17 protein-coding genes are annotated in these 13,659 nt (G+C 62.9%); 13 read left to right on the forward strand and 4 right to left on the reverse strand.

The genetic code is table 11. The annotated features are described in order from the left end of the window. Positions 1-55: 55 nt before the first annotated feature. Genes hisB through tatC form a run of 10 tightly spaced genes read left to right on the forward strand, consistent with a single transcriptional unit; the run spans position 56 to position 5,385 of the window. The gene (gene hisB, locus K420_RS0108825; RefSeq protein WP_027457737.1) at positions 56-643 is read left to right on the forward strand and encodes an imidazoleglycerol-phosphate dehydratase HisB; all 588 of its coding nucleotides are present in this window, start codon (positions 56-58) and stop codon (positions 641-643) included. Then, on the forward strand, positions 643-1,296 hold the full coding sequence (hisH, locus tag K420_RS0108830; RefSeq protein ID WP_232422752.1) for an imidazole glycerol phosphate synthase subunit HisH: 654 nt from the start codon (positions 643-645) through the stop codon (positions 1,294-1,296). The genes hisB and hisH overlap by 1 nt, the downstream gene beginning before the upstream one ends. Before the next feature lie 34 nt (positions 1,297-1,330). Next, on the forward strand, positions 1,331-2,083 hold the full coding sequence (gene hisA, locus K420_RS0108835; protein WP_027457739.1) for a 1-(5-phosphoribosyl)-5-[(5-phosphoribosylamino)methylideneamino]imidazole-4-carboxamide isomerase: 753 nt from the start codon (positions 1,331-1,333) through the stop codon (positions 2,081-2,083). Then, the gene (hisF, locus tag K420_RS0108840) at positions 2,083-2,841 is read left to right on the forward strand and encodes an imidazole glycerol phosphate synthase subunit HisF (protein WP_027457740.1); all 759 of its coding nucleotides are present in this window, start codon (positions 2,083-2,085) and stop codon (positions 2,839-2,841) included. Before hisA ends, hisF begins: the two co-directional genes overlap by 1 nt. After that, positions 2,841-3,239, forward strand: a complete 399-nt coding sequence (gene hisI, locus K420_RS0108845) for a phosphoribosyl-AMP cyclohydrolase (protein WP_027457741.1) — start codon at positions 2,841-2,843, stop codon at positions 3,237-3,239. Before hisF ends, hisI begins: the two co-directional genes overlap by 1 nt. Beyond that, entirely contained in the window at positions 3,236-3,562 is a 327-nt protein-coding gene (locus K420_RS0108850) for a phosphoribosyl-ATP diphosphatase (RefSeq protein ID WP_027457742.1), read from the forward strand. The genes hisI and K420_RS0108850 overlap by 4 nt, the downstream gene beginning before the upstream one ends. Further along, positions 3,559-3,909: a histidine triad nucleotide-binding protein gene (locus K420_RS0108855; protein WP_027457743.1), complete on the forward strand. Its 351-nt coding sequence runs from the start codon at positions 3,559-3,561 to the stop codon at positions 3,907-3,909. The genes K420_RS0108850 and K420_RS0108855 overlap by 4 nt, the downstream gene beginning before the upstream one ends. Before the next feature lie 9 nt (positions 3,910-3,918). After that, a complete protein-coding gene (gene tatA, locus K420_RS0108860) occupies positions 3,919-4,152 on the forward strand; it encodes a Sec-independent protein translocase subunit TatA (RefSeq protein ID WP_027457744.1) in 234 nt (77 codons plus the stop codon). Positions 4,153-4,210: 58 nt separating this feature from the next. After that, positions 4,211-4,579, forward strand: a complete 369-nt coding sequence (gene tatB, locus K420_RS0108865; protein WP_027457745.1) for a Sec-independent protein translocase protein TatB — start codon at positions 4,211-4,213, stop codon at positions 4,577-4,579. Further along, the gene (gene tatC, locus K420_RS0108870; protein WP_027457746.1) at positions 4,576-5,385 is read left to right on the forward strand and encodes a twin-arginine translocase subunit TatC; all 810 of its coding nucleotides are present in this window, start codon (positions 4,576-4,578) and stop codon (positions 5,383-5,385) included. The genes tatB and tatC overlap by 4 nt, the downstream gene beginning before the upstream one ends. Before the next feature lie 37 nt (positions 5,386-5,422). Here the strand turns inward: tatC and K420_RS0108875 are convergent, their stop codons facing one another. Both K420_RS0108875 and K420_RS0108880 read right to left on the reverse strand, forming a co-directional pair. Next, positions 5,423-6,229, reverse strand: a complete 807-nt coding sequence (locus K420_RS0108875) for a class II glutamine amidotransferase (RefSeq protein ID WP_027457747.1) — start codon at positions 6,227-6,229, stop codon at positions 5,423-5,425. A gap of 10 nt (positions 6,230-6,239) precedes the next feature. Next, the gene (locus tag K420_RS0108880; protein WP_027457748.1) at positions 6,240-7,391 is read right to left on the reverse strand and encodes a Do family serine endopeptidase; all 1,152 of its coding nucleotides are present in this window, start codon (positions 7,389-7,391) and stop codon (positions 6,240-6,242) included. A 13-nt stretch (positions 7,392-7,404) separates the two neighbouring features. Between K420_RS0108880 and K420_RS0108885 the strand changes: the two genes are divergently transcribed. Beyond that, entirely contained in the window at positions 7,405-8,151 is a 747-nt protein-coding gene (locus K420_RS0108885; protein ID WP_027457749.1) for a Nif3-like dinuclear metal center hexameric protein, read from the forward strand. Between the two features lie 7 nt (positions 8,152-8,158). Here K420_RS0108885 and K420_RS0108890 read toward each other — a convergent pair whose 3' ends face one another. Then, a complete protein-coding gene (locus tag K420_RS0108890) occupies positions 8,159-9,973 on the reverse strand; it encodes a type IV pilus assembly protein FimV (RefSeq protein ID WP_027457750.1) in 1,815 nt (604 codons plus the stop codon). A gap of 102 nt (positions 9,974-10,075) precedes the next feature. Here K420_RS0108890 and K420_RS0108895 point away from each other — a divergent pair, with 102 nt between their 5' ends. Then, positions 10,076-10,777, forward strand: a complete 702-nt coding sequence (locus K420_RS0108895; RefSeq protein ID WP_027457751.1) for a fumarylacetoacetate hydrolase family protein — start codon at positions 10,076-10,078, stop codon at positions 10,775-10,777. Between the two features lie 33 nt (positions 10,778-10,810). Here the strand turns inward: K420_RS0108895 and paaK are convergent, their stop codons facing one another. Beyond that, on the reverse strand, positions 10,811-12,106 hold the full coding sequence (gene paaK / locus K420_RS0108900; protein ID WP_027457752.1) for a phenylacetate--CoA ligase PaaK: 1,296 nt from the start codon (positions 12,104-12,106) through the stop codon (positions 10,811-10,813). A gap of 113 nt (positions 12,107-12,219) precedes the next feature. Here paaK and K420_RS0108905 point away from each other — a divergent pair, with 113 nt between their 5' ends. Then, the gene (locus K420_RS0108905; protein ID WP_027457753.1) at positions 12,220-13,569 is read left to right on the forward strand and encodes an MATE family efflux transporter; all 1,350 of its coding nucleotides are present in this window, start codon (positions 12,220-12,222) and stop codon (positions 13,567-13,569) included. Positions 13,570-13,659 lie beyond the last annotated feature (90 nt).

Consider the following 13,659-nt stretch of genomic DNA (forward strand, 5'->3'; position numbering starts at 1 on the left):
AGTAGGCCGAAATGGTATCATGCCCTTCCGATTCAACGTTTTGCAGCCAACCGACATGCGGCAAGCCGAAGTAACCCGTAACACCCTCGAGACGCAGATCACCGTGCGTCTCAACCTCGATGGCACCGGCCAGGGCAAGTTTGCCACCGGTGTGCCCTTCCTCGACCACATGCTCGACCAGATTGCCCGTCATGGCCTGATCGACCTTGATGTCGATGCCAAGGGGGATTTGCATATCGATGCCCACCACACCGTCGAGGATATCGGCATCACCTTCGGCCAGGCGCTGGCCAAGGCCTGGGGCGACAAGAAGGGGCTGACCCGCTACGGTCACAGCTATGTGCCGCTCGACGAGGCGCTGTCGCGCGTCGTGATCGACCTCTCTGGTCGTCCCGGCCTGGAATTGAACGTCGATTTCACGCGAGCGATGATCGGTAGCTTCGACGTCGATCTGGTTTCCGAATTCTTTCATGGCCTGGTCAACCACGCCGGCATGACGCTGCACATCGACAACCTGCGCGGCAAGAATGCCCACCACCAGGCTGAAACCATCTTCAAGGCCTTCGGCCGCGCGCTGCGCATGGCGGTGACACCGGACCCGCGCATGGCCGGTGCCATGCCGTCCACCAAGGGCACGCTGTGATGGCTGGTAGCATGGACAGCGGCACCATTGCCGTCATCGACTACGGCATGGGCAACCTGCGCTCGGTCTCCAAGGCGCTGGAGCACGTGGCGGGTGGCAAACCCGTCATTGTCACTTCTGACCCCGCCGTCGTCGCGGCGGCCGAGCGCGTCGTCTTCCCGGGGCAGGGCGCGATGCCTGACTGCATGGCCGAACTGGACGCCCGTGGCTTGCGTGCCGCAGTGTTGCAGGCCGCCCGGGAAAAGCCGTTTCTTGGTATCTGCGTTGGCGAGCAGATGCTGTTCCAGCACAGCGACGAAGGCGACGTACCGGCGCTCGGTATCTTTCCCGGCAATGTCGTGCGTTTTCCCGACGACAGGATGGCCCTGCCGAGTGGTGAGCGCCTGAAGGTGCCGCACATGGGCTGGAACGAGGTACGCCAGACGCCGCACGCCTTGTGGAACGGCATTACCGATGGCGCCCGTTTCTACTTCGTGCATAGCTACTTCGTACAACCCGCCGATCCGGCGCTGGTGAAGGGGACTTGCGACTACGGCGTGCCCTTTACCTGTGCAGTGGGGCGGGATAATATCTTCGCGGTTCAATTCCACCCTGAGAAAAGCGCCCGCGACGGTTTGCAACTGCTGAAAAACTTTGTCGAGTGGCACCCTTGATTCGCGTACGTCGAATTTATTCTCCTAGACTTCCATGCTGATTATTCCCGCGATTGACCTGAAGGACGGCCAGTGCGTCCGTTTGAAACAAGGCCTGATGGAACAGGCTACCGTGTTTTCGGAGAGCCCGGCCGAACAGGCACGCCACTGGCTCGACCAGGGGGCACGTCGCCTGCACCTGGTCGACTTGAATGGCGCCTTTGCCGGCAAGCCGAAGAATGCGGCAGCGATCAAGGCCATCCTGGCTGAAGTCGGCGACGAAATCCCGGTTCAGCTGGGCGGAGGTATCCGCGACCTCGATACCATCGAGGCCTGCCTGGATGGTGGCTTGAGCTATGTCATCATAGGCACGGCGGCGGTCAAGAACCCGGGTTTCCTGCACGATGCGTGCGTGGCCTTCCCTGGCCACATCATTGTTGGCCTGGATGCCAAGGACGGCAAGGTGGCGACTGACGGCTGGTCGAAACTGACCGGCCACGATGTCGTCGACCTCGGCAAGAAGTACGAGGACTACGGCGTCGAGTCGATCATTTATACCGATATTGGCCGTGACGGCATGTTGTCAGGCATCAACATCGAGGCGACGGTGCGCCTGGCGCAGGCCCTGACCATTCCGGTCATCGCCTCCGGTGGTCTGTCCAACCTCGACGACATCCGCAACCTGTGCGCCGTCGAAGGCGAGGGCGTGGTTGGCACCATCGCCGGGCGGGCCATCTATGACGGTTCGCTCGATTTCGCGGCAGCCCAGAAGCTGGCCGACGAGCTGTTGCCCAAAGCGGGCGCCTGATGCTCGCCAAGCGCATCATTCCCTGCCTTGACGTCACGGCTGGCCGTGTCGTCAAGGGCACCAATTTCGTCGATCTGCGCGACGCCGGCGACCCGATCGAAATCGCTCGCCGCTACGACGAACAGGGCGCCGACGAGGTGACCTTCCTCGACATCACGGCCTCCTCCGATCAGCGTGACATCATCCTGCACATCGTCGAGGCCTGCGCCGAGCAGGTTTTCATTCCGCTCACCGTCGGTGGTGGCGTGCGCAAGGTGGAGGATGTCCGCCGCCTGCTCAACGCCGGTGCCGACAAGGTGTCGATGAACACGGCTGCAGTGCAGAATCCCGATCTCGTGTTCGACGCATCGAGCAAGGTGGGGTCCCAGTGCATCGTCGTTGCCATCGACGCCAAGCAGGTCGCGCAGGGCCGCTGGCATGTCTTCACGCATGGTGGTCGCAACGATACCGGTCTGGACGCCATCGAATGGGCGAAGAGGGTTGAATCGCTGGGCGCGGGGGAAATCCTGCTGACCAGCATGGATCGTGATGGCACCAAAAATGGTTTCGACCTGGCCCTGACGCGCGGGGTGTCCGATGCGGTCGGCATTCCGGTCATCGCCTCGGGAGGCGTCGGCAATCTGCAGCACCTGGCCGATGGCGTCTCCGAAGGCCGCGCCGATGCCGTGCTCGCCGCCTCCATCTTCCACTTCGGCGAATACACCGTGCGCCAGGCCAAGGAATACATGGCGGCGCGCGGTATCGAAGTCCGTTTGTAATGGCCGATCTCGACAATACCTTGCCTTGGCTGGATGCCCTGAAATGGGACGCTGACGGCATGATCCCGGCGATCGCCCAGGATCAGGGGGGGCGTGTCGTGATGTTTGCCTACATGAACCGTGAGTCGTTGCAGGAAACGATCGCCTGCGGCAACGCGGTATACTGGTCCCGTTCAAGAAAGCGCCTGTGGCGTAAAGGTGAGGAATCCGGGCACTTCCAGAAGGTGAAGTCGATCCGCACCGATTGCGACGGCGACGTGCTGCTGCTTACGATCGAGCAGGTTGGCGGCATTGCCTGCCACACGGGGCGCCAAAGCTGCTTCTTCAACGAGTTGGATGGGGATCGCTGGGTTCCCGTCGATCCGGTTTTGAAAGACCCGAAGGAAATCTATCAATGAGTACGCATGACATTCTGCATCGCCTGTCCGAGACCTTGGCCAGCCGCAAGCATGCCGATCCGGAAAAATCCTATACCGCCAAGCTGATTTCGGAGGGGCCGGATTCGATCCTGAAGAAGATCGGCGAGGAGTGTGCCGAATTGATCATGGCCGGCAAGGATGGCAAGCGGCTGCCCATCGTTCGGGAGTCCACCGATGTGATCTATCATATCCTGGTCCTGCTCGCCTTCTACGACATGGGAATCGAGGACGTGTCTCAGGAAATGCGCCGTCGTGAAGGCATTTCCGGCATCGACGAAAAGGCTTCGCGAGGCCAGCGGTGAGCGACTGCATCTTCTGCAAGATCGTCGAGGGCAAGATTCCGGCATCCCGGGTTTACGAGGATGACGACATCCTGGCCTTCAAGGACATCAACCCGGCGCGCCCGGTGCATGTTTTGGTGATCCCGAAGAAGCACATCACCTCGCTGGCGACGGCCACGGCGGACGACCAGCCGGTGCTGGGCAGGATGCTTGCCAAGGCCAACGAAATCGCAGTGGCCCAGGGCAGCCCGGATGGTTTTCGGGTCATCATCAATACCGGGCGTGTCGGGCAGCAGGAAGTGCCGCACCTGCACGCGCATATCGTGGGCGGACCGGACCCGGTCGGCCCCATGCTGAAACGTATCTAGGAGACTGACATGGGTAGTTTTTCCATCTGGCACTGGCTGATTGTTCTGGTCATCGTCATGCTTGTATTCGGGACCAAGAAGCTGCGCAATATCGGGCAGGATCTGGGTGGTGCGGTGAAAGGCTTCAAGGATGGCATGAAGGAAGCCAATGCCGACACCAAGCCGGCAGAGGGGGCACAGCCAACCCAGCAAGTCGGTGGCCAGACCATCGATGTCGAGGTCAAGGAAAAGACGAAAGGCTAGTGGATAGTCGCCAGTGTTTGGCTTTGGGCTAATCACTGGCAACTAACGACTAACAACCATGTTCGATATCGGTTTTTCCGAATTGATGGTGATCGGCGTTGTGGCGCTGATCGTCATCGGCCCCGAACGCCTGCCCAAGGTGGCCCGTACGCTCGGCCATCTTCTCGGGCGGGCGCAGCGCTATGTCAACGACGTCAAGTCGGACATCAATCGCGAAATTCAACTTGATGAACTGAAGAAGCTGCAGGCGCAGGTGACCGATTCCGCCCGGGCCATGGAGGCATCCGTGCGCCAGGAATACGAGTCGGCTCGCTCTGCGCTAGAGACCCCGGCGCAGGAAGCGGCTGCCGAGCTGCAGTCTGTCGCCAAGCTGGCCGAAGGCCTGCCGCAGCAGGTATCCGACACGACGAGCAAGCCCCAGGCATGAGCGAAGCACAAGAAGAATCATTCATCTCGCATCTGGTCGAGTTGCGCGACCGCTTGCTGCGCAGCCTGATCGCCATCGCCGTCGTCTTGGGGGCGTTGTGCCTTTACCCGGGGCCGGGAGAAATCTACGATATCCTGGCGGCGCCGCTGACCAAGGCCTTGCCCGAGGGTACGAAAATGGTGGCGATCGGCGTCATCACGCCGTTCATGGTGCCGCTCAAGGTAACGGCGATGGTGGCCTTTGTGCTGTCCCTGCCCTTCATTCTCTACCAGGCATGGGCTTTCATCGCGCCTGGCCTGTATGCCCATGAAAAGCGCCTGGGGATTCCGCTGATCATTTCCAGCACGCTGCTCTTCATTCTCGGCATGTCGTTCTGCTACTTCTTCGTGTTCGGGCAGGTTTTCAGTTTCATCGCCAGCTTCGCACCCAAGAGCATTACGCCGGCGCCGGACATCGAAGCCTACCTGTCATTCGTGATGACCATGTTCCTCGCTTTCGGCATTGCCTTCGAGGTGCCGGTGGCGCTCGTCGTTCTGGTCAAGCTGGGTGTCGTAACGGTGGAGAAGCTGAAGGAATGGCGCTCCTACTTTATCGTCGGTGCCTTCGTGGTCGCGGCGGTAGTGACGCCGCCTGATGTCGTTTCACAACTGGCACTGGCCATTCCGATGTGTCTGCTGTACGAATTGGGCATCCTGGCTTCGCGTCTGGTATCCCGGCCGGCGCCGGAGGTTCCGGTTGCCGAGGAAACCCTGGCGACGGATGCCGAGATGGACAAGGCCGAAGAGGAATTCCGCAAGCTCTCCTGAGAGGCAACGACCCCGTCGAGTGATGAGAACCGGCCGATCAGGCCGGTTTTTTCATGGGGCCCGGACGGGTCGGCAGCGTCTTGACCGGGCTGCCTTCCTCGAACCACCACAGGGTACCCGGTGGCATCTCGACCCAGGTTTCGTTATCGGTTAGCGGCAAGGTGGCGATAACGGCGACACGGTCATCCGGCGAGGTCACGTCGCTGAAATCGACGGTGATGTCCTGGTCCTTGAGATGGGCTTGCGCGAAGGGCGCCTGGCGGACGATATGGCTCAGGCGAGTGGAGGCGTGCGCGAACAGGCAATCGCCGTTGGAGAGCAGAAAATTGAACTCGCCATGACGGGCGACATCAAGCGTCAGGCGGTGCACGGCATCGAACAGGGCGGAACGCTCCGGCGTCTGGCTGCCGAAGGTGCGACGCAGTTCCTGCAGGAGCCAGCAAAAAGCCCGTTCGCTGTCGGTCAGGCCGACCGGCATGAAGCTGCCGTCAAGCGCCGGGGAAAAATCGAGCAGATTGCCGTTGTGGGCGAAAATCCAGTAACGCCCCCACAGTTCGCGCATGAACGGATGGGTGTTTTCCAGGCCGACCGAGCCCTGTGTTGCCTTGCGGATGTGGGCGATGACGTTGCGGGAGCGGATCGGATAATGGCGGACGAGTTCGGCGACCGGTGATGTCGCCGAGGGTTGCGGATCGAGAAAGAGGCGGGTGCCGCGTCCCTCGAAGAAGGCGATTCCCCAGCCATCGGAATGCACATCCGTTGCGCCACCCCGTGCCTGGAAGCCGCTGAAAGAAAAGCAGATGTCGGTCGGGACGTTGCAGTTCATCCCAAGCAATTGGCACATCGTGTAGCTCCTATTCGCGCTCGGCGCGCATGGCGGGGCGCTTGCCGATCCTCACCTGCACTTCGACGATGCCCTTGTCGCGGCGCAGGCGGAAGGCTGCGCGTTCTTCCGGGGTGAGCGCGGCGATCAGGTCGAGCATGACTTGCGGGTCCTTGACCGGTTTTCCATTGACCGAGAGCAGGACATCGCCGGGGCGGATGCCAGCCGTGTCGGCCGGGCTGCCGCGCATGACGCCGGCGATCAACGAACCTTCGGTATCCGGCAGGCCGAAGGACTCGGCCAGTTCGGGCGTGATTTCCTGCGCCTCGACGCCGATCCAGCCGCGCGTGACCGAGCCGGTCCGGATGATCTGCTCCATGATGCTGCGCGCACTGGACACCGGGATGGCGAAGCCGATGCCGAGCGAGCCGCCGGTGCGCGAGTAGATGGCAGTATTGATGCCGACCAGGTGGCCCTGGCTATCGACCAGCGCGCCGCCGGAGTTGCCCGGATTGATGGCGGCATCGGTCTGGATGAAGTTCTCGAAGGTGTTGATGCCAAGGTGCGAACGGCCGAGGGCGGAGACGATGCCCATGGTCACCGTCTGGCCGACGCCGAACGGGTTGCCGATGGCGAGCACGACATCGCCGACACGCAGGCTGTCCATCTGGCCGAAGGTGATGGCCGGCAGTTTCTCGGCCTTGATCTGCAGGATGGCGAGATCAGATTCCGGGTCGCTGCCGACGACCTTGGCCTTGTAGGTCTTGCTGTCGTTGAGCGATACCTGGATGTCGTCGGCCCCCTCGATGACGTGATAGTTGGTCAGGATATAGCCATTGGGGCTGACGATGACGCCCGAGCCAAGGCCCGAGTTCTGGCGAGGCTGTCCTTCCGGGCGCTCGCCGAAGAAGTGGCGGAAGATGGGGTCGTCGAACAGCGGATGGCGGGGCTGGCGGACGGCCTGCGTGGTGTAGATATGCACCACGGAGGGCAGGGCGGCCCGTGCGGCGTCGCGATAGGAGCCGATCGGGGCGCGGCCTGTCTCATCACTGCTCGGCGCTTCCTGCAGGGCGACGACGGCCTGGCGTTGCGGCAACCACTCCGGCTTGAGGGTGGAGACGACGAACAGGAGGGCAAGCGCAACGGTTGCCGTTTGTGCAAAAATCAGCCACAACCTCTGCATGGAATCGTCTCGAATGAAGCGTGAAGAATTGGTCAGCTATCTGGAAGGGCTGTTGACGCCCGGAAAGTTCAAGGATTATTGCCCAAACGGCTTGCAAGTGGAAGGACGCGCCCAGGTCAGGCGGCTGGTGGCCGGTGTCACCGCCAGCCAAGCCCTGCTCGATGCGGCGGTGGCGCGCGAGGCCGATGCCATCCTGGTGCACCACGGCTATTTCTGGAAGGGCGAGGATGGCCGGGTGACGGGTATCCGTCGCCAGCGCCTGGCTACCTTGCTGGCTCACGACATGAACTTGCTGGCCTACCACTTGCCGCTCGACGCCCACCCCGAACTGGGCAACAACGCCCGCTTGGCGCAGTTGCTGGGCTGGGTGCCGGAAGGGCGTTTTGGCGATCAGGATATCGCCTGGCTGGGCCGCCTGGCCAAGCCGTGCGATCTGACCGAACTGGCCGCTGACGTCCAGCGCCTGCTGGGCCGGGTTCCTCTCGTCATCGGCGAGGCCGGACGGCCGATTTGCCGTATCGGCTGGTGTTCCGGCGGGGCACAGGGCTACTTCGAGCAGGCCATCGCGCTGGGTGTCGATGCCTACCTGTCAGGCGAAATTTCGGAGCAGACCGTGCATCTGGCCCGAGAGAGCGGCGTCGCCTATATCGCCGCCGGGCATCATGCTACCGAGCGCTACGGCGTGCAGGCGCTCGCCGAGCATCTCGGCCGCCAGCTCGGCATCGCCTGCGAATTCGTCGATCTCGACAACCCGGTCTGACCGGCGATCAGTGGCGACGCTGCAAATCGTAGCCGTCGACCAGGACACGCATGAGCAGCGCGATTTCCTCGACCACTTCGAGCGGGAAGCCACTGCGCTGACCGGCGCGCGTGTCGTGTACCAGGCCATAAAGGTAGTCGACACAGGCCTGTGAGCCCCAGAGCTGACAGGCCTGCTGGATGACGTGCGGGAAATCCTCCAGGGTTTTCAGGCCGGAGACGGGTGTCGAAGATTCGTTCCAGTCGGGAATCCGGGCGTTGAAGCGCGCGCGCATTTTCAGTGCCAACGCTTCGAATTCCTGACGCATGCCACCGCGCCGGTAGAGGTCGAGCAGCATGTTCCACGGCTCGAAGCTCTTCGGCATCGTCTGGTCGATATGCTCGGCCAGTGTTTCGGCGGCGCCGCGCAGGCGGCCGAAGGCCAGCATGATTTCGGCCAGTTCGAGCACGGAATGCTCGTCCTCGCTCTTGGCTTCGATGACATCCGCTTCCAGTTGGAGCGGAATGTCGCATTCCTCGACTGTCTGCGGCGCAGGTGCGGCCTTGCGCGGGGGCGGTGTCTCGTTTGCACGCCCGGCGGGAGGCTCGGGGTGTGGGGCGAGGGTTAGCGGTTCGGCGGACTTGGGGGGCTGGCTCGGGGTGGCTTCGCTGCGATAGCCGGAAAAGGCCAGCGGGACTTCCTCATCGCCCGGATAGCGACGCCGGCGACCAAGGAATTGCGCCATGCCGATCGACAGGCCGGCACCGATGGCGGCACTGATCAGCAACTCAAGCCAGTTCGACGATGCTGCGGGCTTGGCTGCTGCGCTCTGGGTTTCGATGCGTGGTGCCGGAGCGGCTGGCGAAGGCTGCATGTTCTGGGCCATTTGCAGGCGGCTTTGCGCCTCCAGGGCCTTGGTCGCCAGGTCGATGGCCTGATCCATTTTCTCGATTTCCTGCGTCAGACGATGCAGGGTTGTTTCGAGTTTGAGCAGGCGTTCCTCGGTTTCGGCCAGGGAGGTGAGGCCGGAATTGCCGGCTGCCTTGGCTTGGGGCGGCTCGCCAGCGGCACCCAGAACCAGGCGATCCGCACCGCCGTTGGTTGTGGGGGGCGCTGCGGTGGGCTTGGGCTGACGGCTAGGGGGGGCTGGTTGGCGGGGCGGCTTGGGTTCCACCTGGCCGGCGCTGGCCGCGGGGGTGTCCGCCGCAGCCTTGGGCGGCGGGGCGGGGCGCTTGCGTTGCGGCGGCGGCATCTGAACGAGCGTGCCTTCGGCCAGCGGTGCGTCGCTCTCCAGTTCGGGGTTGGCGCGCTTCAGCGCAGCCAGCAGTCGGCGACGTTCGGCCGGGTTGTTCGGGGCGCGTGCCTCGGCGATAGCTTCCAGCGTCTCCCCTTCGCGGGCCTGCCATTGGGACGCCTTGCCTGCCGGTCTGGCAGCAGTGCCGGTGTTGGCGCTGGTCGCGGCTTGGGCCAGTTCGATCGGCGGTTCCGGCATCAGCACGTACTGGCGTTCGAAGTCGTAGCCGCAGTTGGCTCGTACGCCGATGGCAAAGACCGGTTCGTTGACCGGGCGTTCGCCAACGATCTGCAGGATGTAGGAAGAACCGCGCTTGATCAGGCGCGGTTTGGCGGCGGTCACGACCGGGAAGTCAGCACCGCGCAGGGCGACCATCGAGAAACAGGCGGCAATCGGTGTTTCGCTACTGTTGCTGACAATCGGCACTTCCGCCATCAGCGGTTCCCCGATGCGCGAGTGCAGGGCAATTTCGCCAAAGCCGATGGCGTTGGCCAAGGCTGGGGTAAGCGCGGCAGTCAGTGCGACAATGCTGGCAAGTTTGTTTCCCATGATGCTTCTCGTGATTTGTTTTTTACTTTTTTTAGAATCTATCACTTTAGTCATGCGCCGGGGAGTGAAATATTCCACGGCGGGCTATGAACAGGATCGATCATGAACTACGTCTTTGCACCGCATCCCGTCGCTTCCTTGCCGGTGGCCGGCAACGCGCTGCACTTTCCGGTGCGGCGGATATTCTGTGTTGGCCGCAACTATGCCGAACATGCCCGCGAAATGGGGGCGGCCGACCAGGCCGAGGGGCGTGAGCCGCCCTTTTTCTTCACCAAGCCGGGCGATGCACTGGTCGGCGGAGAGGGGGAGGTGGCGGTCAGCTATCCACCGTTCACCGACAACCTACATCATGAGGTGGAACTGGTGGTCGCTCTCGGAGAAGGGGGGCAAAACGTCGCTGTCGAAGCCGCCCAGACGCTGATTTACGGTTATGCCGTCGGATTGGACCTGACCCGGCGGGATATCCAGGCCCGGGCCAAGGCGAAGGGGCACCCCTGGGACATGGGCAAAGGCTTCGATCAGTCGGCGGTGGCCGGCCCAATCACGCCGGCGGCTGCTTGCGGCCACCCGGCGCAGGGGCGGATCTGGCTCGAGGTCAATGGCCAACTCCGCCAGCAGGGCGACCTGGCTAACATGATGTGGAAAGTGCCGGACATCATCGCCAATCTGTCGACCCTGGTGCGCCTGGAAGCGGGCGATCTGATTTACACCGGAACGCCCGCCGGTGTTGGTCCGTTGGTGCGTGGCGATGTCCTGGCGGCGGGCGTGGCCGGCGTCGGCAGCCTGCACGCCCGCATCGTCTGAAGCAACAGGCGCCACGGCGTGGCGCCCGGCAGCTTATTTCGGCCGTTTGTCGATGACACGCCTGGCCTTGCCGATCGAGCGCTCGATGCCGCCGACTTCGACGACTTCGATCTTGGCGGAAATGCCGATGTAGGACTTGATGTGGTGCTGCAGGTCGTGTGCCACGTATTCCTTCTCCGGCCCGCTGGCGAACTGGAACTCGGGCTTCATCTCGACATTGACCTTGATCGAATCGAGGTGGCCGTCACGCGTCACTTCGAGGACGTAATGCGGCGACAGCTTCGGTTGCTTGAGGATCAGTTCCTCGATCTGCGACGGGAAGACATTGACGCCGCGGATGATCAGCATGTCGTCCGAGCGGCCGGTGATCTTGCCGATGCGGCGCATGCTGCGCGAGGTGGGCGGCAGCAGGCGGGTCAGGTCGCGCGTCCGGTAGCGGATGACCGGCATTGCCTCCTTGGTCAGCGAGGTGAAGACCAGTTCGCCCTGGCTGCCTTCGGGTAGCACTTCACCGGTTACCGGGTCGATGATTTCCGGATAGAAGTGGTCTTCCCAGATCACCGGGCCATCCTTGCTCTCGGCGCACTCGTTGGCGACGCCAGGGCCCATCACCTCAGAGAGACCGTAGATGTCGATCGCATCGATGCCAAAGGTGCTTTCGATTTCGCCGCGCATGGCGTCGGTCCAGGGCTCGGCGCCGTGGATACCGATACGCAGGTCGGTGCTGCGCGGATCGATCCCCTGCCGGCGGAATTCGTCGGCGATGTTGAGCATGTAGGAGGGCGTCACCATGATGATGTTCGGCTTGAAATCACAGATCAGCTGGACCTGCTTCTCGGTCTGCCCGCCGGACATCGGGATCACGGTGCAGCCCAGTTTTTCGGCACCGTAATGGGCGCCCAGGCCGCCGGTGAACAGGCCGTAACCGTAGGCGACATGCACGATGTCGCCGGGCCGGCCGCCAGAGGCGTAGATCGAGCGGGCGATCAGGTCGGCCCAGGTGTCGATGTCCTTCTGCGTGTAGCCGACGACGGTCGGCTTGCCCGTCGTGCCGCTCGACGCATGGACGCGGACGACCTGCTGGCGCGGTGTGGCGAACATGCCGTAGGGGTAGTTGTCGCGCAGATCCTGCTTGGTGGTGAAGGGGAACTTTGCCAGGTCGGCGAGCGACCTGAAATCGTCCGGATGCACGCCGGCCTTGTCGAAGGCAGCCTTGTAGTGCGGAACGTTGGCGTAGACATGATGCAACGTCCATTTCAGACGCTCGGTCTGCAGTGCCGTCATTTCGTCGCGGCTGGCGTTTTCGATGGCGTGTAGGCCTATTTTCATTATGAGCTCCCTCCTGAACAGGCCATTTTCATATTGTGGGAAAAAAATGGCTTGAGGCAGATCAAGGGGCGCTTTGTTTGGCAGCCAGCCGGCCACGCCGCCGGCATGCGACAATGCCGGCCATGTTTCTTGCCGTTGCCCGGGGGCTGATCGCCCATGCCTTTCCCATCCTGATCGCCCAGCTCGCCTCGATCGGCATGATGGTCGTCGATACTGCCGTGCTCGGGCATGTCAGTTCGGTCGATCTGGCTGCCGTCGCGATTGGCGGTGGCATCCACGTTTCGGTCGTTTTCGCCCTGGTTGGCGTGTTGCAGGCCGTCGCCCCGGTCGTCGCCCACCTGCATGGCGCCCGACGCGACAGCGAGGTGGCCAACGTGCTGCAGCAGGGCTTCTGGCTTGCCATTCTGCTTGCCGTGCCCGGCATCCTGTTCCTGACGCATCCGGGTGGCGTACTTGGCTTGTCGAGCATGGATCCGGCGGTCGAGGCCAAAGTCCGTACCTATCTGGGGCTGCTTGCCTGGAGCTTGCCGGCTTCGTTGTTCTACCGGACCTTCTACGCCTTCTGCAATGCCCTCGGCAAACCGCGCGTACTGATGGGCATCGGCCTGCTCAGCCTCGCCCTGCACGCCCTGCTGGCGTGGGGCTTGGCGCTGCAGGGCTGGCTCGGCGAGCCGCTCGGCGTGGCCGGTTGTGCACTGTCCAACGTGCTGATCGCCTGGCTGGCCTGCAGCAGCGGGGCGCTTTACCTGGCTTTCGGGCCGCTTGGGGCCCGTTACCGCCCCTTTGCCAACTGGTCCCGGCCGCGTTGGGCGACCTGGCGTGAACTGCTCCGCCTGGGTGTGCCGATGGGTTTGTCGAATCTGGTCGAGATCACTTCCTTTACCCTGATCAGCCTGTTCGTGGCCTCGCTTGGCGCGACCGTGGTCGCCGGCCACCGCATCGTCGCCAACCTGTCGGCCTTGATCTACATGCTGCCCCTGTCGTTGGCCATCGCCACCATGGCCGCCCTCGGCCAGGCGGTGGGGGCGCGCGACCGGGCGCGTGAGCGGCTGACGGTCAGGGCCGGCCTGGTGCTGGCGGCCGGCGCTTCCTCGCTGGTCGGCCTGCTGCTCTGGCTGACGGCAGGACCGGTCGTTGCGGCTTACACCGACGATCCGGCGGTGCGCCTGGTGGCGGTCGGGCTGGTCGGCTACGTCGCGCTCTATCAATTCTTTGATGCCCTGCAGACGGTGGCAGGACATTGTCTGCGTGCGTACCGGGTGACCTTCGTGCCCATGCTGATCCAGATCGTCTGTTTCTGGGGCGTCGGTTTGCTCGGCGGCGGCTGGTTGTGCTACCGCTGGTCGCCACCGCTCGGTGTGGCCGGCTTCTGGTTGGCCTCCGTGCTCAGTCTGATTGGCGCAGCGGCACTGTTGTTGCCGCTGCTGCGCAAGGCCATGCAGGACTCGGAAAGGCTTCTGTAATTATGAATTTTGGGCTAATCCAGTTTTTGCTCTCTGTGATAAGATCGTGAATTCAAAACGGTATAACCGGGTGGGGTCGGGGGATAGTTC

Source organism: Dechloromonas agitata is5 (assembly GCF_000519045.1).
Classification (GTDB): domain Bacteria; phylum Pseudomonadota; class Gammaproteobacteria; order Burkholderiales; family Rhodocyclaceae; genus Azonexus; species Azonexus agitatus.